The sequence below is a fragment of the Rhizomicrobium sp. genome, from assembly GCA_037200045.1.
GTDB lineage: Bacteria > Pseudomonadota > Alphaproteobacteria > Micropepsales > Micropepsaceae > Rhizomicrobium.
In genome coordinates, this window is the sequence record JBBCHM010000002.1 from 1,110,278 (window position 1) to 1,133,497 (window position 23,220).

Genomic DNA, 23,220 nt, shown 5'->3' on the forward strand with positions numbered 1-23,220 from the left:
CCAGGCGCCGGATGCGCATTTGACCGCCGCCGAAACACAGACGCAGCCGCGAAGGGGGCCGCTTTGGCGGCTGATTCCGCTGGTCAACCGGCACGGCTGGGCGTTCTGGAGCGGGATGTTCTTCATCTGCCTGGGCCGCGTGTTCGAGGCCGGCATGCCGTTGTTCGTCCGGCTGGGCGTCAACCGGGTGACGGTCGGCGACACGCGCCTGCTGGCGCCGGTGCTGGGCATCCTGGGGCTCGCGGTGGCGCGCTATGCGACGGTCGCCTATGGGCGCCAGCTCGTGCGGCTGGTCGGCGTCACCGTGACCTATGACATGCGCGAGCGGCTCTATTGGCATTTCGAATTGCAGGGGCCGCGCTTCTTCGCGCGCTTTCCGACCGGCGACCTGATGGCGCGCGCCATCAACGATCTGAACCTCGTGCGGCAGTTGATCGGCGTCGGCAGCCGCACGCTGATCGTGCTCGGCTTCTCCGGCCTTATCGCCTTCGCCTTCATGATGGTGCTGTCGCTCAAGCTGACGCTATGGCTTTTGCCGATCATGCCGTTCATCGCCGTCATGGGCTATTTCCTGTCGCGGCGGATCTACGAGCAGTCGACGCTGGTGCAGGAGGGCTTTTCCTCGCTGTCGGAGTCGGTGCAGGAGAACCTCAACGGCATCCGCACCATCCAGACGCATGCGCAGGAGGACCGCGAGGTCGCGCGCTTCAAGACGGTGTCGGGCGCCTATGCCGACAATTACTTCCGGCTGATGGTGCTGAACGCGGCGCTGAACGCCTGGATGGTGGTGTTCACCGGCCTCGCGGTGATGATCATCATGGGCTTCGGCGGCTGGCAGGTGCTGCACGGCGAGATGAGCGTCGGCACCTTCACCGCCTTCACGCTCTATCTCGCTATGGCGGTGGCGCCGATCCAGCAATCGGGCCAGATCGTGTCGATGTTCCAGCGCGGTTCGTCCGGCGCCGCGCGGCTGTTCGAGATCCTGGACTATGAGCCCGAGATCCGCGACGCGCCGGACGCCGAGCCGCTTGACAAGATCGGCGGCGACATAAGGCTGCAGCATCTGTCCTATACCTATCCGCGGCGCGCCTCGGCCAAGGACGCGCGCGCGACGGATGCCAAGGCGGCGGCGACCGGGACGGCGGCGCTGAACGATGTGTCGCTGCATGTGAAGGCGGGCGAGACCATCGCGATCCTGGGCCGCGTCGGTTCGGGCAAGTCGACCTTGCTGCGGTCCATCGTGCGGCTGCTCGATCCGCCGCCGGGCACGATCTATCTCGACGGGCGCGACATCCGCCTGCTGCCCATTGCGCAGGTGCGCGGCCAGATCGCGCTGGTGCCGCAGGACCCGTTCCTGTTCGCCGACGAGCTCGGCCGCAACATCGCCTACGACAACCCGAACCGTCCGGCGGACGAGATCTGGGGCGCGGCGGAAGCCGCCGATTTGGAAGACACCATCGAACGCTTCCCCGATCACCTGAAGACGCTGGTCGGCGAGCGCGGCGTGACGCTGTCGGGCGGGCAGAAGCAGCGCACCAGCCTGGCGCGCGGATTGATCCGCGATACGCCGGTGCTGTTGCTCGACGACTGTTTCTCCAGCGTGGATACCGAGACCGAGGAACACATTCTGTCGCGGCTGAAGACGCTGCGGGCCGGGCGCACGACGATGCTTGTATCGCACCGCGTCTCCACCGCGCGGCATGCCGACCGCATTTTCGTGCTCGACGCGGGGCGCGTCGTGGAAGCCGGAACGCATGCCGAGTTGATCGCTCAGGGCGGCATCTACGCGCATTTCGCGCAAGTCCAGGGGCGGCGCGAGGAATTGGTGCACGAACTCGAACGCGAGAAGGCGGCGAAATGACGGACGCGACCGTTTCCGCCGCGCCGCGCCGGCCGAAGGGTGCCTTCGACGACGACGTCTACGGCAAGAGCCTGGACGTCGGACAGGTGCGCCGCCTGCTGCACTGGATGAAGCCCTATCGCGCCCAGGCGGCCGGATCGCTGGTGCTGGTGCTGCTCGCGGCTATCGCCTCGATCATGGCGCCGACGGTGATGAGCCGCGTGCTGGTCGACGGCATCGTGCTGAAGCACCAGGGGCCGGAGCTGGCCGATCTCGGCCAGGAGGCGTTCAACCGCTGGATCGCGGCGACGGTGGGCACGACGCCGCTTATCGCGGCCTGCATCCAGTACATGCTGTGGATCCTGCTCGCCGCCGCGCTGGGACGCGGCTTCGGCATCCTGTTCGGCCGCGCGACGCTGAACACGCTGCGCGATCTGCGCTGCGATCTGTTCGAGCATCTGGAGCACCTGCCGTCGAGCTTTTACGACCGCGTCGCGGTGGGCCGGGTGATGACGCGCGTGGCCAACGACGTGGAGACGCTGTTCGAGCTGTTCGCCGGCTTCGGCCAGCTCGCCGGGCAGTTCGTGCCGTTCTTCGTCGCCATCACCATCATGGTCACGCTGTCGCCGGTGCTGACGCTCGAATTGCTGCCGGTCCTGCCGGTCGCCGCGTTCTTCACCTGGATGTTCCGGCGCATGTCGCGCCCGCTCTACCGCATCATCCGCATGACGGTGTCGCGGCTGAACGAGAATCTGCAGGAGAACCTCTCCGGCATCGAGGTGGTGCAGCTCTATGGCCGGGAGAAGATCAACTTCCAGCGCTATTCGGCGATCAACAACGAGAACCGCGGCAGCGAGACCAGGGCGCTGACCATCGAGAGTTTCTACGGCCCGTTCATCGACGGCATGAACTATATCGGCATCGCGGTCATCGTGTGGTTCGGCGGGCATCTTGTGCTGCACCAGGAGATGACGGTCGGCACGCTGCTGCTGTTCACGCAGTTCCTCGACATGCTGTTCCGCCCCATCGTCGCGATGGGCGAGCAGTGGAACATCGTGTTCCGCGCCATGGCGAGCGGCGAGCGCATCTTCCAGGCGCTCGACTGGAACGAGGCGCTGAAGCAGCCCGAACATCCGACGCCCCTGCCCCCCGACCTGCACGGCAAGGTCGAATTCCGCCATTTGACCTTCGGCTATATGCCCGAGCATCCGATCCTGAAGGACGTCAGCTTCGACATCCGGCCCGGCGAGCGCATCGCCATCGTCGGGCCGACGGGTTCGGGCAAGACCTCGCTGATCCGCCTGCTCTGTCGGTTCTACGACGTGCCGGACGGCAGCATCTTCCTCGACGATATCGACATCATGCAGATCAGGCCGTCGGATATCCGCGCGCGGATCGGCGTGGTGCTGCAGGATTTCCACATCTTCTCGGGGACGGTCTACGACAATATCGCGCTCAACGACCCGCGCATCACCCGCGAGGTGGCGGAGTACGCCGCCAAGCTGGTCCACGCCGATCCGTTCATCCGCGCCCTGCCCCAGGGCTACGACACGCCGCTGAACGAGCGCGGGCGGAATCTCTCCCATGGCCAGCGCCAACTGCTCGCCTTCGCGCGCGTGCTGGCGATGAATCCGGAAGTTCTGGTGCTCGACGAGGCGACCGCCAGCATCGATACCGAGACGGAACTGGTGATCCAGGACGCGCTGCTGAAGCTGACCGAGGGGCGCACCTCGGTGATCATCGCGCACCGGCTGCAGACGATCAAGGACGCGCACCGCATCGTGGTGCTGACCGAGGGGCGGGTGCGCGAGATCGGCACGCATGAGGAACTGATCGCCAAGGGCGGGCTCTATCGCACGCTTTATGAATTGCAGTTCCAGGAAGCGGCGCTGTAACGAAAAAAGCCCGGCTTGCGCCGGGCTTTTCCGTTCGTGCGAAGGCGACGACTACTTCGTAGCGTCGCGAATGGCGTCCTTGGCCCCGCCGACGGCGCTCTGGACCTTGCCCTTCAGCTTGTCGGCTGTGCCCTCGGCCTGGAGCTTGGAGTCGCCGGTGATCTTGCCAGCGGCTTCCTTGATGGCGCCCTTGGCCTGGTTGGCGGAACCCTCGATGCGATCCTTGTCCATTTTCGTTCTCCGTTTTTGGGGAAATGCAGGGAGGAAACGTTCCCCCGTCGGCGTCGTTCCGGGAACCGGCCCCTTATATATTTCGCGCCCGCGGGAACGGAGCGGCGTAACCGAAATCCAATCTGGCCGAATTGTCGTATACCGGACCGAACGGAGACCGCCATGACATCGAGACGCAACATCTTGCAAGTTCTGCTGCTCGGCAGCGCTGGCGCGTCGCTGGGCGCGTGGCCGGCCCTGGCCAAGACCTATGCGGTGCAGCACACCGAAGCGGAGTGGCGCAGGTTGCTGTCGCAGGAAGCCTATCACGTGCTGCGCGAGCAAGGCACCGAGCAGCCCTATTCGAGCCCGCTGCTGAACGAGCACCGCAAGGGCACGTTCACCTGCGCCGGCTGCGCGCTGCCGGTGTTCGCCTCGTCGACCAAATTCGACAGCGGCACGGGCTGGCCGAGCTTCTGGGCGCCGCTGCCGCATGCCGTCGAGACCACGAGCGACGACAGCTGGATCGAGAGCCGCACCGAGGTGCATTGCAGCCGCTGCGGCGGCCATCTCGGCCATGTGTTCGACGATGGCCCCAAGCCGACCGGCCTGCGCTATTGCATGGACGGCGTGGCGCTGGGCTTCAAGCCGGCTTGAGTCAGGCGCGCCTTCGCCGGACAATAGCGGCATGGCGACTTTCGAATCCGGCGGGCTGACGCTGGCCTATGACGACATCGGCGGCCCCGGCGAGGGAAGGCCGATGATCCTCGTCCACGGCTTCGCCTCCAACCGCGCGGAGAACTGGCGCAGGCTCGGCTGGTACGGCGCCTTCGAGCGGCGGCGCATGCGCGTGATCGCGCTCGATTGCCGGGGCCATGGCGAGAGCGCCAAGCCGCACGATCCCGTGCTGTACGGCCGCGAGGCCATGGCCGGCGATATCCTGGCGCTGATGGATCATCTGGCGGTGCCTCGCGCCCACATTCTCGGCTTCTCGATGGGATCACGGCTGGCGCTGGCGGCGGCGCTGCGGGCGCCGGAGCGCTTCGCGACGCTGACGCTGGGCGGCACCGGCGAGAAACTGTTCGAGCGGCGCGAAATCGCCGGCAACCCGATGGCCGAGGCGATGGAGGCCGAGGATGTCGAAAGCATCGCGGACCCGATGCTGAAAAGCTTCCGCCAATTCGCCGACGACCAGAAGGAAGACCGCTTCGCGCTGGCCGCGCTCACCCGCGCCAAGGACCAGCCGTTCAGCCGCGCCGATGTCGAGAAGCTGCCCGTGCCGGTTCTGGTCGTGGCCGGCGCGCGCGACGAACTCGCCGGCGATCCCGAGCCGCTCGCCAAGGCGTTTCCGGATGGCCGGGCCGTGGTCATCCCGGGGATGGATCACTTCTCGATCATCGGCCACGCGCTGTTCAAGGCGACGGTGTTCGAGTTCCTGGACGGCGGGATCTGATCCACGCCGTCCTTCAGAACTAGGCCAGCCACTGCACGCTGAAGAGCCGCGCGGGATCGGTCCAGACGCGGCGCTGCACGAAGCCGGCCTCGGCGGCGAGCGCGCGGAATCCGTCGACCGTGTATTTGTGCGAATCCTCGGTGTGGATCGCCTCGCCCTCCGCGAAGGTCGCGATCTCGCCGGCGACGCGCACGCGCTGGGCCGCCAGGCTGACCAGGTACATCTCGATGCGCTGCTTGAGCGGGTTGTAGCAGGCGTAGTGCGCGAAGCGGCTAAGGTCGAAATCCGCGTCGGCTTCGCGATTGGCACGCACCAGCAGGTTCTTGTTGAACGCTTCGGTCACGCCCTCGGCGTCGTTGTAGGCGGCGTGCAGGATCGCCGGGTCCTTCACCAGGTCGACGCCGATCAGGAGGCCGCCGCCGTTCAGCGTCTGCCGCGCCTGGCGCAGGAAGGCGACGGCATCGGCGCGGCCGAGATTGCCGATCGTCGAGCCGGGAAAAAACCCGGCGCGATGGCGCGCGCCGGCCGTCAGCGGCCCCAGCGCGACGGCGCGGGTGAAATCGGCGATCACCGGCCGCACGCGCAGGCCCGGATAGTCGTCGCGCAGCGTGGCCGCGACGTCCATCAGATAATCGCCGGAGATATCGATCGGCAAATAGGCGCGCGGGCTTTTCAGGGCGTCGAGCAGGATGCGCACCTTGCGCAGCGAACCGGCGCCGAACTCGACCAGCTCGGCATCGGCGCCGATCAGCGCCGCGATCTCGCGCACATTGCCGGTCAGGATCGAAAGCTCGGTGCGCGTCGGATAATATTCAGGGAGCGCGGTGATGCGCTCGAACAGCGCCGAGCCGGCTTCGTCGTAGAAGAATTTCGCCGGGATGCGCTTGGGTGTCTTGAACAGCCCTTCGAGCAGCGCATCGCGGAAGGCGCTGTCGCGCGTCTTCGGGTTGATCGCGGCCATGCTCATGCGTCACCTGCCAGGCGTATGCCGCTGAGCTGCCAGCGCGCGGACGGCGGAAAGAAATTGCGATAGGTCGGGCGGATGTGGCCGCGCGGGGTCGCGGCCGACCCGCCGCGCAGCACCACCTGCCCGCTCATAAATTTGCCGTTGTATTCGGCGACCTCGCCTTCGAACGGGCGATAGCCGGGATAGGGGTCGTAGGAGGAACGCGTCCATTCCCACACCGCGCCACGACCCGGCGGCAACGCCGCTTCCCATTCGAATTCCGTCGGCAAGCGCGCTCCCGCCCAGGCGGCATAAGCCGCCGCCTCGTAGAAGCTGACATGGGCGACCGGTGCGTGCTCTTCAAGCGCATGGGGGCCATGCAGCGAAAAGGCGCGCCAGCCGTCGCCCTCGCCCATCCAATAGAGCGGCGCGTTGAGCGCCTCGCGCTGGACGAAGGTCCAGCCGTCGCTCAGCCAGAATTCGGGACGGCGATAGCCGCCGTCTTCGATGAAGTCGAGATATTCGCCGTTCGTGACCGGGCGCGCGGCGATGCGAAAGGGCCGCAGCAGCACCGGATGACGCGGCGTCTCGTTGTCGAAGGCAAAGCCCGCGCCGGCATGGCCGATCTCGACGATGCCGCCGGGATGGCCGATCCAGAACAGCGGCGCGGCGGGCGGCGCCGGCTCCGCCGGCCGCTCCGCATAGGCGGGGAGCAGCGGATTGCAGGAGAAGGCGTGCAGGATGTCGGTGAGGATCAGCTCCTGATGCTGCTGCTCGTGATGGAGGCCGAGCGTGACGAGATCCAAACTCTCGGACGGACGCTGCTCGATCAATTGCGCCATCGCCTCATCGACGTGCATGCGATATTCGAGGATCTCGTCCAGCGGCGGCCGGCTCAAAAGGCCGCGCTGCGGACGTGGATGGCGCGGACCCAAGCCCTCGTAATAGGAATTGAACAGGTAGCCGTAGGCAGGATCGAACGGTCGATAGTCCGGCGCGAACCTTCCCAAGATGACAGCCTCGTAAAACCATGTCGTATGCGCGAGATGCCACTTTACCGGACTGGCATCCGGCATGGATTGGACGATCTGATCCTCGGGCGTCAGCGGCGCGGCAAGGGCCTCGCTATGGCGGCGCACCGCCGCATAGTCCGCCAGCAGAGACGATGCCGAATCGCTTTCGGCGGGGATCGTCGCCTCTCTCGCCATGACGGATAGCCCTCGCTGCGTCTCGTCAACGGCGACAATAGCAGGAAAGTTCCCCCGATTGTGTCAGCAGTTCACCGCTGCGCCAGCGTCACCGGCTTGTCGCGATAGAGCGCCGGCCAGACCCGCTTCAGTGCCTCGATCTTGGGCATATCGTTGACGGCGATGTAAGGATAGGTCGGGTTGTGGATCAGGAAATCCTGATGATAGCCCTCGGCCGCGTAAAACCCTTTCAGCGACTCGATCTTGGTGACGATCGGCGCGCCGAAGACCTGGGCCGCCGAGAGCTGCGCGACATAGGCGCGGGCGATCTTCTCCTGCAGCGGCGAGGCGAAGAAGACTTCCGAGCGGTAGCTGAGGCCGCTGTCCGGCCCCTGGAAGTTGAGTTCGGTCGGATCGTGCGCCACGGAGAAATAGACGCGCAGCAGGTCGCCATAGGACACGACGCGCGGATCGAAGGTAACCTCGACCGATTCGGCATGGCCGGTGGTCTCGGTGCCGACCAGCTCGTAGATCGCCGTCTCCCTGGCACCGCCGGAATAGCCGGCCACCACTTTCGTCACGCCTTTGACATGCTCGAACACGCCCTGCATGCCCCAGAAACATCCGCCGGCGAGCACCGCGGTCTCGCTCGCGGGCGCGCCGGTCTTCGCTTCGTCGAGCTTGGCGGCCGGAATCGGCTTATCGACGGCGTCGGCGCAGGCCGTGGAGAGGCCGCAGATCGTGGCGATGCCGGCGGCCAGAACCGTGTTGCGAAGCATGCGAAGCATAGGTCTCTCCCGTATCGTCCTTCGACCCTCCCCCGAAGGGGCGTCGACGGTAGTTCGCTGCTGACAGTCCACGGTTACACGGCGCCTTCGGATCATTGCCAGCGCAGCAGGACCCGGCCGAAAACGGCGCCCAGAAGGGCGACCGCCGCGATGCCCATCGTGTACCAGATCGCCACGAAGGGCGCCGCGCTCTCGGTGCAGTGGAAACCATAGATGACGGTTCCGGCGGCGCCCGCCAGAATGCCGGCCACCCCGCCCGCCAGCGTCAGCCTTGTCGGCGCCAATGCCTTGAGGCTCCAGAACAGGCCGGCGAAGACCGGGATCGACAGGACCACGATGTTGAAGGCGCAGACTTCGTAGGAGACGCCCATCATCATCGCCATGCGCTGGTCGTCGGGCGCCAGGACCAGTTGATAGATCGCCAGCGCGATCATCACGCCCAGCGGCGCGAGGATGAGGGGGCCGAATATCCCGCCCTCGCCGTCGGGCCGCGCCAGCCGGTCGATCAGGCCGAAGCCCAGCACCGCGACGCTCAGCGCATAGACGAATTTCATCCAGAACGGACCGGTCATCATCGCGTGCATCAGATCGGCGCGGACGCCGAGCCACAGCACCATCACGGCCGCCGAGACCACCACGCCGATGCCCAGGCCGAGCGCCAGCCGGCTTCCCACCGCGCGCGGCCGCGCCGGCTCCAGATCCGACGACAAGGCGGCGATCAGATCGTCGGTCTTCATTTCTTGTCTCCGAGACCGAGCGATTTGAGGCCGCGATGCACGCCGACCTTCACCGCCGATTCCGAGATGTTGTGGCGCGCCGCGGCCTCGGCGGTCGACAGGCCTTCGATCTTCACGTCGCGGATCAGCCGCCGCGTCTTCTCGGGCAGCCGATGCAGGAGACGCTCGACGTCGAGCTGCGCCTCCGCGGCTTGGGCGTCCGACGACGAGAACAGCATGTCGGCATCGTCCAGCGGGTCCTCGGCGCGGCGCTTGGTGCGACGGTAATAATCGATCAGCTTGTAGCGCGCGATGGCGTGGACCCAGGCGGTGAACGGCCTTGTGGGATCGTAGGTCTGGCGGCGGGTGTGCATGGCGATCAGCGTTTCCTGGAGCAGGTCCTCCGCCTCGGCGGCGCGCCCGACGCGGCGCGCGTAATAGGCGCGCAGATAGCCCTGCAGCTTGCGCAACAGCTCCGCATAGGCCGCGCCGTCGCCCGCGAGCGACCGGACCATCAGCGCCTTCAGCTCCGCTTCCGCTTCGACCAGCGCCTCACTCCATCACATTCGTGCGAGCCCCGAGAAAGGTTACATCGCCGATAGGCCTCACGCAAAAAGTCCGGAGTCGCGCGTAACCGGACGGCGATCGCGTCCGAACTGGCCTTCGTAACCCACACGGTCAAATCGAGAGGATATCAATCATGGACAAAATCACGATGACGGCGTTCGCCCTGGGCACCGCGCTTTTCGCCACCGCCGCTCTTGCCGACGGCATGTCGGCCAACAACACCGTGGCACCATCCAACACCATGGCGCCGGCGTCCGCCAATGCCATGGCGCCGGCAAGCGGCGGCATGATGGCCGACCACAAGCCGAAGCCCAAGAAGCACCCCGCGCCCGTGACGGGCGGCATGATGGCCCCGACGAACACGATGGCGCCGTCGAACGCCATGAGCGGCTCGCACTAAGTCCCCCCGCGATAACCGCTCGTAAGTGGGCGGGACGCCCTGCCCTCCGGCGTCCCGCCCATCCTTTGCGCGACGCGCTCGCCCGCGCCGCGACAGAGTGTGAGCGGGACGGCGCCTGGCGTCCGACGCCGGCCCTCGCCCAGAAATTCATTTCGCTTCGCTCATGAATTTCGACCTTCCCGCAACGGGAAGGCGATTCAGATATGGATCAGTTCCGAACTCACGCGCGGCTTCGTGCGGTTCGGCCACATGTCGAGCATCGCGTTCAACTGCGACACCAGCTTCTTCAATTGCGCGACGCCGATGAAATCGTCGAGCGCCAGATAGATGTCGAGCGCCGCTTCGCCGTCTTCGCTGACGACGCTCATCTCGCGGATCGGACATTGCGCGCGCAGGACTGGCTCGCCGCGCGCCAATCCGTCCCTCAGCGACAGAAGACGCGATGCGTCGAGTTCTTCGACCTTCACCCGATAGAGGAACATGCCCGCCGCCCTTGCTTCGACGCGGTCAAGTCTGCGCGGGAACCCGCTAACGCCGCGCTAGACGGTTGCTACGCATTTTAACGAATAGGCACGGCGGCGGCGCCATGGTTAACGTCTCGGTAACACCTTCGAACGGCGCCTGGGTTGCACCGCTAACCGATTCAAATTGCAGAAGGATTTGAATCACTTGGCAGGTTATTTACCCAGGTTAACGATTAACCATGATGCACCCCTCAAATGGGGGGACGGCATCCGATTGATTTGGCTGACTCTTTCGGCTATTAAGACATTGTTAACGATCTTGCTGTCGACCGGGCGACTCAACGACCGGCGCTGGGTTCTGGGAATGGCGTCCGCGAAGACGGACGCAATGGGGTGCCTTCAGGAGGGGACAAGGTTGTTCTCACAGGGGTGCCGCGATGCTTGCGTATGAAGAGCTTAAAGGGTCTTCGGGCCGTCAAATCCGCTTTCGCCCGCCGCGCTACGATGCGCGCCGGATGTTTCCCGCGCTGGCGCCGCGCGTGCGCGTGCGCACCGCCGCCTACCGCCTGCACGACATCAGCCTGGGCGGCCTCTCCGCGCTGTCGAAGCAGAGCCATGACGACCTGCCGGAAGTCGGCGAGACGGTCTCGCTGAGCATCCAGCAATCGGGCCTGCCGATCTTCGAAAGCTCCGCCCGGGTCTGCCGCTCGGAAAGCACGGTGTTCGGCTCCAAGCTCGCCTTCACCTTCGTCGACCGCTATGTCGAGTTCGACAAGCTGTTGACGCGCAACACCCAGGCCCAGATCGCGGCGCGCTCGCCGGCCTTCGGCGCCGAATCCGCCAACCTCGTGCCGCACGATTACCGCGCCTTCTGCGCCGACGTGCTGCGCCTGCTGCGCTCCTATCGCTCCTTGCTCGAATCCAATTCGGCGGTGGCGACCGAGTTCAAGCATGGGCTCGACCAGGTGGAAGCCTTCGAGACCTGCGAGCCGCGGCTGATCCAGCAATGGCGCTCGCTGTGGCGCACCGGCAACGATTTGACGCACGCGATGATCAACGACCGCGACATGCGAGAGGCGACGAAGGAATACACCGAACTGGTGCTGACGCCCGAATTGCGCAAGGGCGCGATCTGGGACCGTTCCTACGCCAAGCCGCTCGGCTATCCCGGCGACTTCGAGATCATGAACCAAGTCTATGACTGGGAACGCAAGGGCGCCGACGCCTATGAGATGCTGATGCATCGCATCGGCCTGGAAGTCGCCGAGTGCATTCGCACCCGCATGGAAGTGGTGCGCACGCATATCGCCGACGTGGTGCGCGAGCGCGGCGCCGATCGGCCGGCGCGGATCACCAGCCTGGGCAGCGGCCCGGCGCGCGAAGTCGGCTCGTTCCTGTCGAGCCACGCGGCCGGCGGCAATCGCGTCGAGTTCTCGCTGATCGACCAGGAAGAGGTCGCCCTGCTCTACGCGCATGAATCGACCTATCCCTTCGTGCTGAACTCCGAGGGCCGCATCAAGGTGCAGGGGCTGAACCTCTCCTTCACCGACATCCTGCGCGGCACCGACGCGCTCACCGGCCTGCCGCCACAGGATCTGGTCTATTCGGTGGGGCTCCTGGACTATCTGACTCACACCCGCGCCAAGGCGCTGGTCAAGCAGCTCTTCGACCTCCTGCAGCCCGGCGGCCTGCTCATCATCGGCAACATGAACGAATGCCCGCTGAGCAATTACTGGCCGATGGAGTACATCACCGACTGGACGCTGCACTATCGCAATGACGCCGACATGCTCGACTGGGCGGCGGGGCTCAACGCCGCGCGCGCCTGGACGGAGACCGAGCGGACCGGGCGGGTGCGGATGCTGTTCATACGCAAGGGCTGAAGCCGTGTCAGACGGCCTTCAGGAGCCGCTTCAGGGGCGCGGCGCGCAGGCGCTCGGCCGGCAGCGTGATGGTCACGGCGGTGCCGCGCCCCACCTGGCTCTCGATGTCGAGCCGGCCGCCATGCAGCTCCGTCAGCTTGGCGGTGAGCGGCAGGCCGAGGCCGGTGCCGCCATGGCTGCGGGAAAGCACGTTCTCGACCTGCTCGAACGGGCGGATGACGCGCGCGATGTCGCCCGGCGAGATGCCGATACCGGTGTCGGTGACACGGATGACGATGCCGTGCTCGGGATCGGCCGCGACGGCGAGCGCGACGCGGCCGCCGTCGCGGGTGAACTTGATCCCGTTGGTGAGAAGGTTGAGCACGATCTGGCGCAGGATGCGCTCGTCGACGCAGGCATAGATCGTCTGGTCCACGTCCGCGAAGGCGAGCTCCACCCCCCCGGTCGCGGCGCGGCCGCGGCACATGCGCACCGCGTCGTCGAGGCAGCGCACGATATCGATATTGTCTTCCTGCAGCGTCAGCTTGCCGGCCTCGGCCTTGGCGAGGTCCAGGATGTCGTTGATGATGGCGAGCAGGTGCAGGCCGCTGTCGTTGATGTCGCCGACATATTCGGCATAGCGCTCGTTGCCGATCGAGCCGAACAGCTCCTTCTTCAGGATGTCGGAGAAGCCGATGATCGCGTTCAGCGGCGTGCGCAGCTCGTGGCTCATATTGGCGAGGAATTCGCTCTTGGCGCGGTTGGCCTTGTCGGCCTCCAGCAGCAACAGGTTCGCCGCCGCGTTCTTGGCCTCGATCTCCTTCTGCGCGCGGTAGCTGCGCCGGATATAGAGCTCCTGGATGTAGCCGGAGAACAGCCCCACGGCGGTCGCCATCACCAGGAAGAAATTGTTGTTGAGCCACTGCTTGAAGGGGATCGGATTTATCTGCGTCGAGACGATCTGGTAGAGCGCGACCAGCGACAGCGAGATCAGGAGCGAGTGCAGGAACCGGAGGCGCACCAGCGAGGAGCCATAGATCACCACCATGATGAGGCCGGCATAGTAGAAGCTGTTGAACGGCGGCGGCATGATCGCGGTCATCGCCACGATGCCGAGGCCCGGCGTGATCATCGCGATCGAAACCGCGGTCTGGGCGAATTTCGGGAAGGCCGGCACATAGGTCAGAAGCGCCGCGCCCACCAGGATCGGGCACACGATGCCGTAGCGGATGAACCACAGGGCGCCGACCATCGATCCGCCCACTTCGAAGTCGAGCACGCCGAAGGTCAGATAGAGCAGCGCGGCCGCGACGAGATAGGTGCGGATCAGCGAGCGGGATTCGTTGATGCTTTCGACGTGATAGCGCGCCTCGACCGCGGCATCGCGGAAGCGGAGACGAAGCTTGTCGACTTCATAACCGTTCGCGGCCGCTTCCGTGCCGTGTTGGATTGGCGCCTGCATCCGGATAACCAGCGGCCCTGAATACGATATCCCGTTCTATGTTCACCGCCGCGAGTAAAGATTTGCATAGCGTTCAGGGTTAACGGAGCGGCTCCGCCGTTCATGCAATTGAAAGGATTGGACCGTCACCGTCATGTCCCATCGCAGTTTCCGGCTTGGACTCCCGCGCCTGTGCCGTCTCGGCGGCCTTGCCGTCTTCTGGATCGCGGCGGGCGCGGCGCCGGCCGCCGCCGCCGGCTACGGCCTCAAGGAACACAGCGCCGACGCCATGGCGGCCGCCTATGCCGGCGCCGCCGCCAGCGACCGTGACGCCAGCACGATGGTCTACAACCCGGCCGCCGCGGCCGGCGTGGCCGATACGGACCTGTCGGCGAGCCTCGTCGCCATCCTTCCCGGATCGAGCGCCGGCTACCCGACGGCGGCGACCTCGGCCGGCAATCCCGCGGGCGGTGGCAGGACGCCGCGCGGTTTCATCAGCGACGCGCTGGTGCCGGCGCTCGGCCTGCGCCACAGGCTGAGCGACCGGCTGACCGTGGGGCTCTCGATTTCGGCGCCCTGGGGGCTTCGCACCGACTATCCGGCCGGCTGGGCCGGACGCTATTACGCCGGAAAGACCGCGCTTCTGACGATCAACGCGACGCCGGTGATCGCCTATCAGCTCAGCCCCGAAGTGACGCTGGGCGCCGGCCTGCAGATCGAATACGCCAAGGGCACGCTGACCAGCACGATCGACACCGGCACGCTGGGCGCGCTGAACGGCATTCCCGGCGCCGTGCCCGGCGGACAGGACAGCCTGGCGCGGGTCAGCGGCAGCAATTGGACGTTCGGCTACACGCTGGGCGCGATGCTGCGTCCCGTTCCGGGACTGACTCTCGGCATCGCCTACCGCTCCTCGCTGCAGCAGGATCTCAAGGGACCTTTGACGTTCACGCTCGACGGCGCCAGCGTCGGCGCGACGATCAAGAGCCTGACCGGGCTCTTCGCGAATACGCGGCAGACGACGCCGATCACCATGCCCGACATGATCACCTCGGGCGCGCGCGAGGATTTCTCCGACCAATGGTCGGGGATGGTGGAGCTCGACTGGACGCATTGGAGCCGGGTCCGCCAGCTCGTGGTCATCGCGGCCAATCCGGCGCAGCCGACAGACGTTACCGCGCTGAAATGGAAGGACACGCTGTTCGGATCGCTCGGGGTCGAATATCGCGTGAGCCCCGGCTGGGCGCTGCGCGCCGGCGTGGCCTATGACGAAAGTCCGACAACCGACGCGACGCGCGAGCCGCGCATTCCCGATGCCGACCGCATCTGGCTGTCGGCGGGGGCGCGGGTGAAGCTGAACGACGATCTGGATTTGAACGTCACGGCGTCGCGGCTGTTCAATCTGTCGACGCCGGTGGCGCTGAACCCGGCGGCGCCGGGCGCGGCGTTGCGCGGCACGCTTGCCGGGACGACGGAGTCGTATGTCAATGTGGTGGGGCTCGAACTGACCTGGCGGCCGCGATAAAGGCTTTCCCTCGCCGGACAGTCGGCCTTGCGCGTGCGCAAGCGATGGTTTCCGCCGCGACGTCGTTACCGCGCGGCTATCGTGTCCACGCCGCGAAGGCTTCGAGCTCGCGATAGGCCGGCCCCACGATCCGTTCGGAAAGCGCAAGCAATGTTTCGCCCGCGGCGCGCATCTTCTCCTCGCTATCCGGCGCGTAGATTTTATCCGGTGCCTTGGAGTCAACGCGGGCGGCTTCACGCATGCGCTCGAGCGCCGCGTCGTCGGCATCGAGCCCGAAATACGGCAGAAGGCGCGTGAAGACGGCGCGGGGAAGGCCCTTGTAGCCGATCACGCGAAGCGCGCCGGCTCGCGCCGCCTCGGCCGCGGCGCGGCAGGACGCGGCCAGAAAATGGGCGCAATATTCGTCGATGCCGAAGGCGCCGTAATCGCCCATGCCGCAAAGCGCCGCGATCAACGGTTGCGGCACCGCCTGAATGCCGCGCATGCGCTGCTGCGAGACGAGAATCTCCGCCGGTTCGCGACAGAGAAAAATCGCGGACGTGCCGGGGAACGCGGCGCGGAGCAACGGCCAGGACAGGATGTGCCAGGCATCCAGCTTGAGCACGAGCGGCAGCTCTCCCGATGCATTGCCCAGTCCGGCGGCGATGGTCTGCAGCAGCTTGACCTTGCTCTCCTGCGGGCCCGGCCAATTGAGGCAGAATTGAATTGCTTCATCGAAGATCGGCACTTCGGAGAGCGATGCCACCATGGCGCCGGCGCCAAGCATGCGATGGACCAGCGTGGAGCCGCAGCGCGAGAGATGAAAGATCAGCCCCAGGGGATGCGGGCGCGGCGGCGCGTTTTTCATCATGGCGGACAAGGGCATGCGATAGCCGAGCGCGCGATTGAACGGCAGCGACCGCGACACGGTCGCCGCGTCCTCGAAAAACGGCGTGCCCAGCGCGATGCCATCGAAACAGTGCCAGGCGACGATCGGTCCGGCGGCGTCCATTGCCATGCCGACCGGAAGCCAGCCGGCCGGCGGCCACGCCTCGCCATCGGCTGGTTTGGGCGAGAAGCGCATGACGCCCGCGGGATCGGACGGGGTCTCGATATCGCGGCGCCGAAGGTCGATCCCCGCCCGCGCCGCGAAGTCCAGCGCGCGCGCGCAAAAGACATCGAGGTCGCGCTCCGCCATCAGGCCGGCCTGCAACGCCGGGCTCGCCATCACCAGCGCGCGAAACTCCTTCAAGGCGTGACTCATCGCGGTCCCTGCTTGAGGCTACCACCCGGTTCCCATAGCATGCCGTCATGCGCGCGCCGAACGAGATTTCTCTTCCCGATCGCATCCGGCTGCCTTTTCGATTCGAGCCGGCGCCGTTGCAGCGTGAAGTGCGGATGCTCGAACGATCCGGCTGGACGGATCATTTCGTGAAGCACAATTACGAGGGGCAATGGGGCGCAATTCCATTGCGCGCGCCGGAGGGAGAAACCCATCCGATCCGGATGATTTTTTCCGACCCAGGCGCGAAAGACTATGCCGACCAGCCGGCGCTCGCCGATACGCCGTATCTTCGCGAGATATTGCGGACATTCTCCTGTCCCCTGCTTTCGGTGCGATTGATGCGCCTGGGGCCCGGTTCGGTGATCAAACCGCATTGCGATCCCGATCTGGATGCGGCTTCGGGAACGGCACGCCTGCACATCCCGATTGCGACCGGCCCGCGGGTGGAGTTCCTGCTGGCGGGACGCGCGGTGGCGATGGCGCCCGGCGAGTGCTGGTATCTGCGCCTGAGCGAAATTCACAGCGTGCACAATCGCGGGAGCGAAGACCGCGTGCACCTGGTTATCGATGCGGTGGTGAACGAGTGGCTCGCCGCGACGCTGTCGGCCGCCGCCGCCCAGGCATGATTCCGGTTGGCACGCGCAACGGATCGTTTATCTATTCGGGCTTGGGATGCGACCGCCAGAGGCGAATGGGATGACGGAACGGGAATTCGTGTTCGAGGATTTCTCGGACAAAGTCGGCGATGAATTCGTGATCGCCGAGGAGGGGCTGCCGCCGATCGCGTTCAAGCTGGTCGAAGCGGAATTGTTGTCGGCGCGGCATGCGCCGGCCGGAACCAGGCCGCCATTTTCCCTGATCTTCACGGCCCAGACGCCGCGGATGCCGCCGCAGCGGCTCTATCGGCTTGCGAACGACAAGCTCGGCACGATCACGCTGTTTCTCGTCCCGATCGGGCGGGACGAGCGCGGCTTTCTGCATCAAGCGCTGTTCAACTGATCGTTTGAGGGCAGCCACTCCATCTCCAGATGGAGCCCATGCTTTTCGACCTCGCGATAGCCGAGGCGGCGATAGAGGTTGCGCGCGGGGTTATGGATCTCAACCATGATGCCCACGCCACGCCCGGTTTGCCGGCCGAGCGCGTGCAGCGCTTCGAGCACCGCGGTGCCGATCCCCTGCCCGCGCATGGCGGGCATCAAGGCGATATCGACGATGTGCAGCCGCGTCGGCCGATCCTGAAGATAGAGCCGTCCGACGGGTTCGCCATGGTGCTCGATGACGTCGAACCGGCAATGCGCGATGGTCGCGTGGTAATGGCCGCGCTGGGCCTGGAATTGCTGGGCGCAGAACGCAGCCTTCATCTCGTCGGGCCAGGGGACGGCTCTCAGCTCCTCCTCGCGCGTGGAGGCGTAGAGCGCCAACAGAAACGGAATGTCGGCATCCGTTTCCGGCCGCAGGCGATAGCCTTGGGAAAGAAGCGCCGCCGGCAGGTCGAATGCCGGCGGCGGATGGGAGATGGTCACGCGACCTCGCGTCAATTGCGCGCGGGGAAAATTCCTTCGTAGGCGATGCAGAAATTCACCACCAGGAAAGGCTGGCGATTCTCATGCGGCAGCGAGCTGCCCGCGGTCTGGATGGCCGAAATCGAGAATGCGGTGTTCGGGCTCGCCGGGGCCGCTTTATAGCTGAACCCGCCGGCCGTCTGCGAGAGATAGCTGGTCCCGGTTGTGTTTGGTCCGGCGGAGCGTTCGCTGAGGCTGCCGGCGGGAAGGTGAGCCGCCGAAATCGTGTGCGTGTGCGCCGGGATTTCGCTGGTCAGCAACGTAACCGACGGGGTGCCCTGCACTTCGCCCAACACCGTATTGAAACCACCCGGCCCCGTGCCCCAATGCATGGGTACTTCGCCCTGCAAGTTCGGCAGGGCGAAGGTGCTGACGCCATTGCCGCCATAGGTGGTGCCGATAATGGTGAACAGCGTCGCGTACTGGTTGATGGGAAGAATCTGGCCGTTGCACAGGAACCAGCCGCGCGGCGCGAAATTGAAGCCGAAGGCGCGAATTTCGCCGATATATGGATCCGACATGATGCCCTCCTTAATTCCGCGACGGGAAGATGCCCTGAACACAAATAATGAAACTGATCGCCAGCGACGGCATCAGATTGGCGTGCGGTCCGTTGCCGCCGACCAACGACGCCGAATGAGGATCGAGCGTAACGATCTGAAGCGCCGGCTGGCCCTGCATCTGAGCGGCGTAGAAATACGTTGGCGTAATGTTCCCATTGGCGACCGCCGGCAGCACGCCCGAGCCCACGGTGCCGGTATTGGCATTGCCTTTCGAGGCAACGAGCACGTGCGAGTGCGCCGGCGTGGTCGATGTGGTGATGGTCACATATTCCACACCCGCGGCTTGACCGAGCACATAGGACGACAGGCCGGGGCCGGCGCCGTAATGCAGAGGCAAGCGCGATTGCAGGTTCGGCAGGGCGAAGTTCGTCGTGCCATTGCCGCCATAGGTCGTGCCGATCAGCGAAAACAGCGCTTGATATTGGCCGATCGGCAGAAGCTGGCCGTTGCAAAACATGAAACTGCGTGGCGCGAAATTGCCGCCAAACATCGAGATTTGGCCGATAAAGGCGTTGCTCATCGCTGAGCCTCCCTAGCTTTGAGTTGGAATTCGGCGGTCAGTTGCGCGACGGGAAGATGCCGTACTGGCAGATGCACCAGTTGATGGCGAGATAGGGTTGCATGTTGTCATGCGGCTGGCCGCTACCGAAGAATGATACGGAGCCCGCGTTGAGTGGCTGCGGCGTGGTCAGCGGACCATAATAATTGTCCGGGGTCCCGCTGCCGATTGCTGCATTTGCCAAAGCCGCGCCGGCGCTCGCCTGAGACGCGGTCGCCGGAACGTTCGCGCCCGTCAACATGTGCGTGTGCTGCGGCAGTTGGCCGATCGTAAGCTGCACGGTCTCCGTGCCGCCCGGTTCGCCGATCGTATAGACGGCGCCGGCGAGGCTGCCCCAATGGACAGGCACGCGGCCGCGCAAATCCGGCAAAGCGAAGGTCGTCACGCCATTGCCACCGTAATAAGTGCCGAGAAGCGCGAAAAGGGCCTGATTCTGCTGAATTGCCAGAAGCTGGCCGTCGCACTGCACCCAATTCTTTGGCGGCCAATTGAAGGTAAAAGCCTGTATTTGTCCCACAAAGGGTTGTGTCATTGTGCCCTCCCCAAGTTTGCAATGATTTACTCCAAAACAGGGAAGTCGGCAATTGCGCAAAGGCTAGTCTTCAATGCTGGCCGGCAAATACTTTGCCTTCCGCAAGGGATGTTGCCGGCAAAAACGGCCCCAGTCTTTGGTGTTCACTTGCACCTGCCGGCAATCTTGGGTACACAATCTAACCGGTGTAGAGTGATCGGAGTGGGGGCATGCAATCTGGCAAGGCCGATGCTGTTGATGGCGCGGAACGCGGGGATTTCCCTGTCGAACGCAAGTCGTGGCATGCGCCAGTATTTATGATGTCTTCGGTCAATCGCGAGACGGCGAATGGCGCTCTCCTTCCGGCGGACGGCGGACCTGGATCCAGCCCTAGCCAACACACCAGCTAACGCTGCGTTGAATGCCGCGTCAGGATACGCCGCTCATTGCCGGACTGGTCGGTCCGGCTTTTTCGGCGTGCGCCGGTTCATTTGAGAAGGCGGTGGAGCGCGGTATTGGCTGGTCCAATACCGAAGTGGCGCGGGCCAGGAACGCCATGTTCGTTTCCGGCGGCGCCGGTAGCCTGTCGGACCCGAACGCAGAGAACAGCCGAGACGATGCAGGATTGCTCTTCGCCGCCAACGCTCGGCTGGAGAACCGCGCGGAGCTGAGCGGCATCCTCTCGATCGCGCCGGCGGCGTTGGGAGGGTTCACGGATGCTGCTCTGTTACATGGTCTTTTCCGCCGATTTGGCGCGGCTGGCGTGGCCCACCCCGTGGGGGCATTCGCATTCGCGGCATGGGACGGGAAAAACCAGCGCCTGACATTGGGGCGCGATTGCTACGGATGGCGCCCGCTCTTCTTCCACCGCGGCGATGGATTTGTCGCCTTTTCCTCCGATCTGAGTCTTTTGCTGTCCCTGCCCTTCGTGCCGCGCGCGCTCGACGAAGACGTGGTGGCAAATTACCTCGCGGTGAATCTGGCATCCCCGAGCAGGACTTTCTATCGCGACATCGAGCGCGTTCCCAGCCGAATGCTGGTGACGATTACGCACGATGCCGTGAGACGCGAGCATTACTGGTCGCCGGATTTCGACGCGCCACCGCCCTTCAAGACGGAGGCGGATTATATCGAGCGGGCGCGGGAGCTGCTGGATGAGGCCGTGGCACGGGCAACCGAAGACACACCACGCATGGCGATCATGACCAGCGGCGGACTCGACTCGAGCGCCGTTGCCGCCACCGCGGCCCGCCTCGGCCGCGCCCGATCCATCGCATGTTTCAGCGTCGTGCCGCCGCGGGATTTCGCGCTCGAGCTCGCGCCCAACTGGTATCTCAGCGAGCGCGACAAGATCGAAGCGCTGGCGAGCATGCATCCCGATCTCGACGTGCAATTCTGCGAAGAAGGCGAATTGCATTCGCGCGAGCGCAATCCGATCAATCGATTCCTGAAATTATCCACTCCGACCTTCTGCCCTTCAAATGTCGGGGCGTTCGCCCCGGCGCAGGATCTTATCGCGGCGGGCCGATACCAGGCTTGCTTCGACGGCAGCAAAGGCAATCTGGGTTTGAGCTGGAAAGGCAATTTTTCCCTGCTGTCGCTGCTTCGCAAGGGACGGTTTGTGGCCTTTTCACGCGAATTCGTCGCGACATCCCGGCGAACCCGTCGCGGCATGTTCAACATCCTGAAGGGCGATGTCATCGCATCCGCGGCTCCGCTGCGGTTGCGGCGGCGTCTCTACCGGCTCTATGGCAGAGATCCTTACGATGTTTCGAACTTCAGTTGCCTGAACCCGTCCGTTGGCCGCGAACTGGCGCAATCCGGCGCCTGGGAGCGCGCCGCCTTCGATCCGCGGTTTAATTTTTCCGGCTGGGAGCCGGCGCGATTCCGCGCGCGCTACCTGTTCGATCACAATCAGTTTTCGCGCGACGGAAATGCCGCTTCGGTCAAATCGCTGGGCTACGAGATCCGCTCTCCCCTCGCCTATCGGCCGCTGATCGAATTTCTCCTGCGTGTGCCGGAAGCCTTTTATCGGAAAGATGGTGTTCCCCGCGCCTTCGCGCGCAAGGTCCTGGCCGATCGGCTGCCGCCGGAGATTCTCGGGGAAACGCGATTTGGCGCGCAGGGCGTGACCTGGTTCCGGCGTCTGGACGCGCGTCGCGCCGAGCTTGGCGAAGAGGTGGAACGGCTTGAAGCCTCGCCCCTGGCAAGCCGGCTGCTCGATGTGCCACGCATGAAGCGCATCCTGGACGACTGGCCGAAGGACGCCCAGGCCGCGCAGGCCCGCCAGTCCGAAGTCCGCTTCGCTTTTGAACGTGGGGTCCATGTCGGTCAGTTCATCCGCTGGGTCGAGGGCGGAAACGCCTGAGCGGCACTTGGAAGCCGGGCGGACTGCGAATATCCTTCCGTACACAATATATTCCGGAAAACGCCGATGCCCGAGACCGCCGCCACCGCCTTACCGATCAGCGAAGAGGCTGTCGTCTCCCGCAATCCCGGCCTCATGACGGCCGCCGTCCATGACGAGACCATGATGATGGACATCGAGGGCGGCAAATATTACGGGCTCGACGATATCGGCAGCGCGATCTGGCAGCGGCTGGAGGCGCCACAGACATTCGCCGCCCTGATCGACGGCCTGGCGGCGGAATACGATGCCGAGCGAAACGTGATCGCTGCGGACGTTGCCAGGCTCCTGGCGCTCATGGCGGAGCACAAGGTGATCAATCTGGCTCAAGGCTCGTAAGCGACGGTTTTCGGCCGCAGACGCTTTCCGTGCGTGAAGTCCAGATAGGTCTCGTCGCCGATGCGGAAGGCGACGTCGATCCAATGCGCCATCGGCAATGGCGGCACGCCCTCCAGCGTAGCCTTGTGAAACCGCGTGCGGAGATAAGCTTCGAGTTCTTCGAGTTCCGGCGCGAAACTGTACCGGTCCGACGGCCCCAGCGCCGCCTCGTATTCCGAACAGCCGCGCTTGATCGACATCGCCACACCCGGTCCGAGCAAGGGATGCGCGTCGATGATCTCCCGCACCACGCGGTAGGTGGCGCGCGCGCCCTCGAGGCCGACGGTGTAGAAATATCCGGCGTAGATATCCCCCGAATAGGGATTGTCCAGGTCCACGCCCCATTTGGAGTAGCATTCGATGCGCTTTCCGACGCCCCAGACGGCGACGAGTTCGCGCAAGGTGCGCGGCGCCACCTTCACCTTGTAACAGCCGCTGCAACCGAACGGCACGGCCGCTTCGGCGTAAACATGCGGAAAAAGAAATCTGGCCTTGAACTGGCAGTCCAGGCTGGGCCCGTGACTGATTATGACCCAGTTGGTGCGTGACGACGGCACGCTGGTCAGGCGCAGGCGCCCATCCTGCTCCCGCACCAGATGTCCCGCATCCACCGCGCGCTGGATATTGTCCGCCACCGTGCCGTTGCCGAATTTCAGCGCAAGCAGTTCTTCCTCGGTCATGG

25 protein-coding genes are annotated in these 23,220 nt (G+C 65.1%); 11 read left to right on the forward strand and 14 right to left on the reverse strand.

The window, feature by feature from the left end; genetic code table 11:
- The first annotated feature begins 19 nt into the window (after nt 1–19).
- Both WDM86_20565 and WDM86_20570 read left to right on the forward strand, forming a co-directional pair.
- Entirely contained in the window at nt 20–1,861 is a 1,842-nt protein-coding gene (locus WDM86_20565) for an ABC transporter ATP-binding protein (GenBank protein MEI9992413.1), read from the forward strand.
- Nucleotides 1,858–3,735, forward strand: coding sequence for an ABC transporter ATP-binding protein (locus WDM86_20570; protein ID MEI9992414.1), 1,878 nt, complete (start codon nt 1,858–1,860; stop codon nt 3,733–3,735). Before WDM86_20565 ends, WDM86_20570 begins: the two co-directional genes overlap by 4 nt.
- Before the next feature lie 51 nt (nt 3,736–3,786).
- On the opposite strand, the gene WDM86_20575 is transcribed toward WDM86_20570, so the two are convergent.
- Entirely contained in the window at nt 3,787–3,966 is a 180-nt protein-coding gene (locus WDM86_20575; protein MEI9992415.1) for a CsbD family protein, read from the reverse strand.
- Nucleotides 3,967–4,128: 162 nt separating this feature from the next.
- Here WDM86_20575 and msrB point away from each other — a divergent pair, with 162 nt between their 5' ends.
- Together msrB and WDM86_20585 are read left to right on the forward strand one after the other, a co-directional pair.
- Nucleotides 4,129–4,602 (forward strand): peptide-methionine (R)-S-oxide reductase MsrB, encoded by a 474-nt coding sequence (msrB, locus tag WDM86_20580; GenBank protein ID MEI9992416.1) that lies wholly within the window; start codon nt 4,129–4,131, stop codon nt 4,600–4,602.
- A gap of 31 nt (nt 4,603–4,633) precedes the next feature.
- The gene (locus WDM86_20585; GenBank protein ID MEI9992417.1) at nt 4,634–5,398 is read left to right on the forward strand and encodes an alpha/beta fold hydrolase; all 765 of its coding nucleotides are present in this window, start codon (nt 4,634–4,636) and stop codon (nt 5,396–5,398) included.
- Nucleotides 5,399–5,417: 19 nt separating this feature from the next.
- On the opposite strand, the gene egtD is transcribed toward WDM86_20585, so the two are convergent.
- The 5 genes from egtD to WDM86_20610 all read right to left on the reverse strand — a co-directional run bounded on the left by egtD (nt 5,418) and on the right by WDM86_20610 (nt 9,583).
- A complete protein-coding gene (gene egtD / locus WDM86_20590) occupies nt 5,418–6,365 on the reverse strand; it encodes an L-histidine N(alpha)-methyltransferase (GenBank protein ID MEI9992418.1) in 948 nt (315 codons plus the stop codon).
- Entirely contained in the window at nt 6,362–7,552 is a 1,191-nt protein-coding gene (gene egtB / locus WDM86_20595; GenBank protein MEI9992419.1) for an ergothioneine biosynthesis protein EgtB, read from the reverse strand. Before egtB ends, egtD begins: the two co-directional genes overlap by 4 nt.
- A 71-nt stretch (nt 7,553–7,623) precedes the next feature.
- Complete coding sequence (gene msrA / locus WDM86_20600; GenBank protein MEI9992420.1) at nt 7,624–8,319, reverse strand: peptide-methionine (S)-S-oxide reductase MsrA; 696 nt, start codon at nt 8,317–8,319, stop codon at nt 7,624–7,626.
- Between the two features lie 92 nt (nt 8,320–8,411).
- A complete protein-coding gene (locus WDM86_20605; GenBank protein MEI9992421.1) occupies nt 8,412–9,056 on the reverse strand; it encodes a DUF1109 domain-containing protein in 645 nt (214 codons plus the stop codon).
- Nucleotides 9,053–9,583 carry a sigma-70 family RNA polymerase sigma factor gene (locus WDM86_20610; GenBank protein ID MEI9992422.1) on the reverse strand — a complete coding sequence of 177 codons (531 nt, stop codon included), beginning with the start codon at nt 9,581–9,583 and terminating at the stop codon, nt 9,053–9,055. Before WDM86_20610 ends, WDM86_20605 begins: the two co-directional genes overlap by 4 nt.
- 152 nt (nt 9,584–9,735) lie before the next feature.
- Here WDM86_20610 and WDM86_20615 point away from each other — a divergent pair, with 152 nt between their 5' ends.
- Nucleotides 9,736–10,002 (forward strand): hypothetical protein, encoded by a 267-nt coding sequence (locus WDM86_20615; GenBank protein ID MEI9992423.1) that lies wholly within the window; start codon nt 9,736–9,738, stop codon nt 10,000–10,002.
- A gap of 197 nt (nt 10,003–10,199) precedes the next feature.
- On the opposite strand, the gene WDM86_20620 is transcribed toward WDM86_20615, so the two are convergent.
- Entirely contained in the window at nt 10,200–10,484 is a 285-nt protein-coding gene (locus tag WDM86_20620; GenBank protein MEI9992424.1) for a hypothetical protein, read from the reverse strand.
- Nucleotides 10,485–10,903: 419 nt separating this feature from the next.
- Between WDM86_20620 and WDM86_20625 the strand changes: the two genes are divergently transcribed.
- On the forward strand, nt 10,904–12,349 hold the full coding sequence (locus WDM86_20625) for a class I SAM-dependent methyltransferase (protein MEI9992425.1): 1,446 nt from the start codon (nt 10,904–10,906) through the stop codon (nt 12,347–12,349).
- Between the two features lie 7 nt (nt 12,350–12,356).
- On the opposite strand, the gene WDM86_20630 is transcribed toward WDM86_20625, so the two are convergent.
- Nucleotides 12,357–13,790, reverse strand: a complete 1,434-nt coding sequence (locus tag WDM86_20630) for an ATP-binding protein (GenBank protein MEI9992426.1) — start codon at nt 13,788–13,790, stop codon at nt 12,357–12,359.
- Nucleotides 13,791–13,923: 133 nt separating this feature from the next.
- On the opposite strand from WDM86_20630, the gene WDM86_20635 reads away from it, so the two are divergent.
- The gene (locus tag WDM86_20635) at nt 13,924–15,294 is read left to right on the forward strand and encodes an outer membrane protein transport protein (protein MEI9992427.1); all 1,371 of its coding nucleotides are present in this window, start codon (nt 13,924–13,926) and stop codon (nt 15,292–15,294) included.
- A 76-nt stretch (nt 15,295–15,370) separates the two neighbouring features.
- On the opposite strand, the gene WDM86_20640 is transcribed toward WDM86_20635, so the two are convergent.
- Nucleotides 15,371–16,537: a hypothetical protein gene (locus tag WDM86_20640; protein MEI9992428.1), complete on the reverse strand. Its 1,167-nt coding sequence runs from the start codon at nt 16,535–16,537 to the stop codon at nt 15,371–15,373.
- A 47-nt stretch (nt 16,538–16,584) separates the two neighbouring features.
- On the opposite strand from WDM86_20640, the gene WDM86_20645 reads away from it, so the two are divergent.
- Both WDM86_20645 and WDM86_20650 read left to right on the forward strand, forming a co-directional pair.
- Complete coding sequence (locus tag WDM86_20645; protein MEI9992429.1) at nt 16,585–17,184, forward strand: aspartyl/asparaginyl beta-hydroxylase domain-containing protein; 600 nt, start codon at nt 16,585–16,587, stop codon at nt 17,182–17,184.
- 70 nt (nt 17,185–17,254) lie between these two features.
- On the forward strand, nt 17,255–17,557 hold the full coding sequence (locus tag WDM86_20650) for a hypothetical protein (protein MEI9992430.1): 303 nt from the start codon (nt 17,255–17,257) through the stop codon (nt 17,555–17,557).
- Here WDM86_20650 and WDM86_20655 read toward each other — a convergent pair.
- Genes WDM86_20655 through WDM86_20670 form a run of 4 tightly spaced genes read right to left on the reverse strand, consistent with a single transcriptional unit; the run spans nt 17,539 to nt 19,774 of the window.
- Complete coding sequence (locus WDM86_20655; protein MEI9992431.1) at nt 17,539–18,081, reverse strand: GNAT family N-acetyltransferase; 543 nt, start codon at nt 18,079–18,081, stop codon at nt 17,539–17,541. The two genes, WDM86_20650 and WDM86_20655, sit on opposite strands and share 19 nt — an antisense overlap.
- Before the next feature lie 11 nt (nt 18,082–18,092).
- Nucleotides 18,093–18,683, reverse strand: a complete 591-nt coding sequence (locus WDM86_20660) for a tail fiber protein (protein ID MEI9992432.1) — start codon at nt 18,681–18,683, stop codon at nt 18,093–18,095.
- Complete coding sequence (locus WDM86_20665; GenBank protein ID MEI9992433.1) at nt 18,652–19,203, reverse strand: tail fiber protein; 552 nt, start codon at nt 19,201–19,203, stop codon at nt 18,652–18,654. The genes WDM86_20660 and WDM86_20665 overlap by 32 nt, the downstream gene beginning before the upstream one ends.
- A 37-nt stretch (nt 19,204–19,240) precedes the next feature.
- Nucleotides 19,241–19,774 (reverse strand): tail fiber protein, encoded by a 534-nt coding sequence (locus tag WDM86_20670; protein MEI9992434.1) that lies wholly within the window; start codon nt 19,772–19,774, stop codon nt 19,241–19,243.
- Nucleotides 19,775–20,174: 400 nt separating this feature from the next.
- Here WDM86_20670 and WDM86_20675 point away from each other — a divergent pair, with 400 nt between their 5' ends.
- Nucleotides 20,175–22,121, forward strand: a complete 1,947-nt coding sequence (locus tag WDM86_20675) for an asparagine synthase-related protein (protein ID MEI9992435.1) — start codon at nt 20,175–20,177, stop codon at nt 22,119–22,121.
- 66 nt (nt 22,122–22,187) lie between these two features.
- Nucleotides 22,188–22,499, forward strand: coding sequence for a PqqD family protein (locus WDM86_20680; protein ID MEI9992436.1), 312 nt, complete (start codon nt 22,188–22,190; stop codon nt 22,497–22,499).
- On the opposite strand, the gene WDM86_20685 is transcribed toward WDM86_20680, so the two are convergent.
- Nucleotides 22,487–23,218 carry a hypothetical protein gene (locus tag WDM86_20685; protein MEI9992437.1) on the reverse strand — a complete coding sequence of 244 codons (732 nt, stop codon included), beginning with the start codon at nt 23,216–23,218 and terminating at the stop codon, nt 22,487–22,489. The two genes, WDM86_20680 and WDM86_20685, sit on opposite strands and share 13 nt — an antisense overlap.
- Nucleotides 23,219–23,220: the final 2 nt, after the last annotated feature.

What these genes read in the sequence shown, in the direction of transcription:
- WDM86_20685 (MEI9992437.1), bottom strand. Translation starts at nt 23,218, where the DNA reads ATGACCGAGGAAGAACTGCTTGCGCTGAAATTCGGCAACGGCACGGTG.
- WDM86_20665 (MEI9992433.1), bottom strand. Translation starts at nt 19,203, where the DNA reads ATGAGCAACGCCTTTATCGGCCAAATCTCGATGTTTGGCGGCAATTTC.
- WDM86_20675 (MEI9992435.1), top strand. Translation starts at nt 20,175, where the DNA reads ATGCCGCGTCAGGATACGCCGCTCATTGCCGGACTGGTCGGTCCGGCT.
- WDM86_20645 (MEI9992429.1), top strand. Translation starts at nt 16,585, where the DNA reads ATGCGCGCGCCGAACGAGATTTCTCTTCCCGATCGCATCCGGCTGCCT.
- WDM86_20635 (MEI9992427.1), top strand. Translation starts at nt 13,924, where the DNA reads ATGTCCCATCGCAGTTTCCGGCTTGGACTCCCGCGCCTGTGCCGTCTC.
- WDM86_20570 (MEI9992414.1), top strand. Translation starts at nt 1,858, where the DNA reads ATGACGGACGCGACCGTTTCCGCCGCGCCGCGCCGGCCGAAGGGTGCC.
- WDM86_20650 (MEI9992430.1), top strand. Translation starts at nt 17,255, where the DNA reads ATGACGGAACGGGAATTCGTGTTCGAGGATTTCTCGGACAAAGTCGGC.
- WDM86_20615 (MEI9992423.1), top strand. Translation starts at nt 9,736, where the DNA reads ATGGACAAAATCACGATGACGGCGTTCGCCCTGGGCACCGCGCTTTTC.
- egtB (MEI9992419.1), bottom strand. Translation starts at nt 7,552, where the DNA reads ATGGCGAGAGAGGCGACGATCCCCGCCGAAAGCGATTCGGCATCGTCT.
- egtD (MEI9992418.1), bottom strand. Translation starts at nt 6,365, where the DNA reads ATGAGCATGGCCGCGATCAACCCGAAGACGCGCGACAGCGCCTTCCGC.
- WDM86_20670 (MEI9992434.1), bottom strand. Translation starts at nt 19,774, where the DNA reads ATGACACAACCCTTTGTGGGACAAATACAGGCTTTTACCTTCAATTGG.
- WDM86_20605 (MEI9992421.1), bottom strand. Translation starts at nt 9,056, where the DNA reads ATGAAGACCGACGATCTGATCGCCGCCTTGTCGTCGGATCTGGAGCCG.
- WDM86_20680 (MEI9992436.1), top strand. Translation starts at nt 22,188, where the DNA reads ATGCCCGAGACCGCCGCCACCGCCTTACCGATCAGCGAAGAGGCTGTC.
- msrB (MEI9992416.1), top strand. Translation starts at nt 4,129, where the DNA reads ATGACATCGAGACGCAACATCTTGCAAGTTCTGCTGCTCGGCAGCGCT.
- WDM86_20575 (MEI9992415.1), bottom strand. Translation starts at nt 3,966, where the DNA reads ATGGACAAGGATCGCATCGAGGGTTCCGCCAACCAGGCCAAGGGCGCC.
- WDM86_20620 (MEI9992424.1), bottom strand. Translation starts at nt 10,484, where the DNA reads ATGTTCCTCTATCGGGTGAAGGTCGAAGAACTCGACGCATCGCGTCTT.
- WDM86_20640 (MEI9992428.1), bottom strand. Translation starts at nt 16,537, where the DNA reads ATGAGTCACGCCTTGAAGGAGTTTCGCGCGCTGGTGATGGCGAGCCCG.
- WDM86_20630 (MEI9992426.1), bottom strand. Translation starts at nt 13,790, where the DNA reads ATGCAGGCGCCAATCCAACACGGCACGGAAGCGGCCGCGAACGGTTAT.
- WDM86_20625 (MEI9992425.1), top strand. Translation starts at nt 10,904, where the DNA reads ATGCTTGCGTATGAAGAGCTTAAAGGGTCTTCGGGCCGTCAAATCCGC.
- WDM86_20585 (MEI9992417.1), top strand. Translation starts at nt 4,634, where the DNA reads ATGGCGACTTTCGAATCCGGCGGGCTGACGCTGGCCTATGACGACATC.
- msrA (MEI9992420.1), bottom strand. Translation starts at nt 8,319, where the DNA reads ATGCTTCGCATGCTTCGCAACACGGTTCTGGCCGCCGGCATCGCCACG.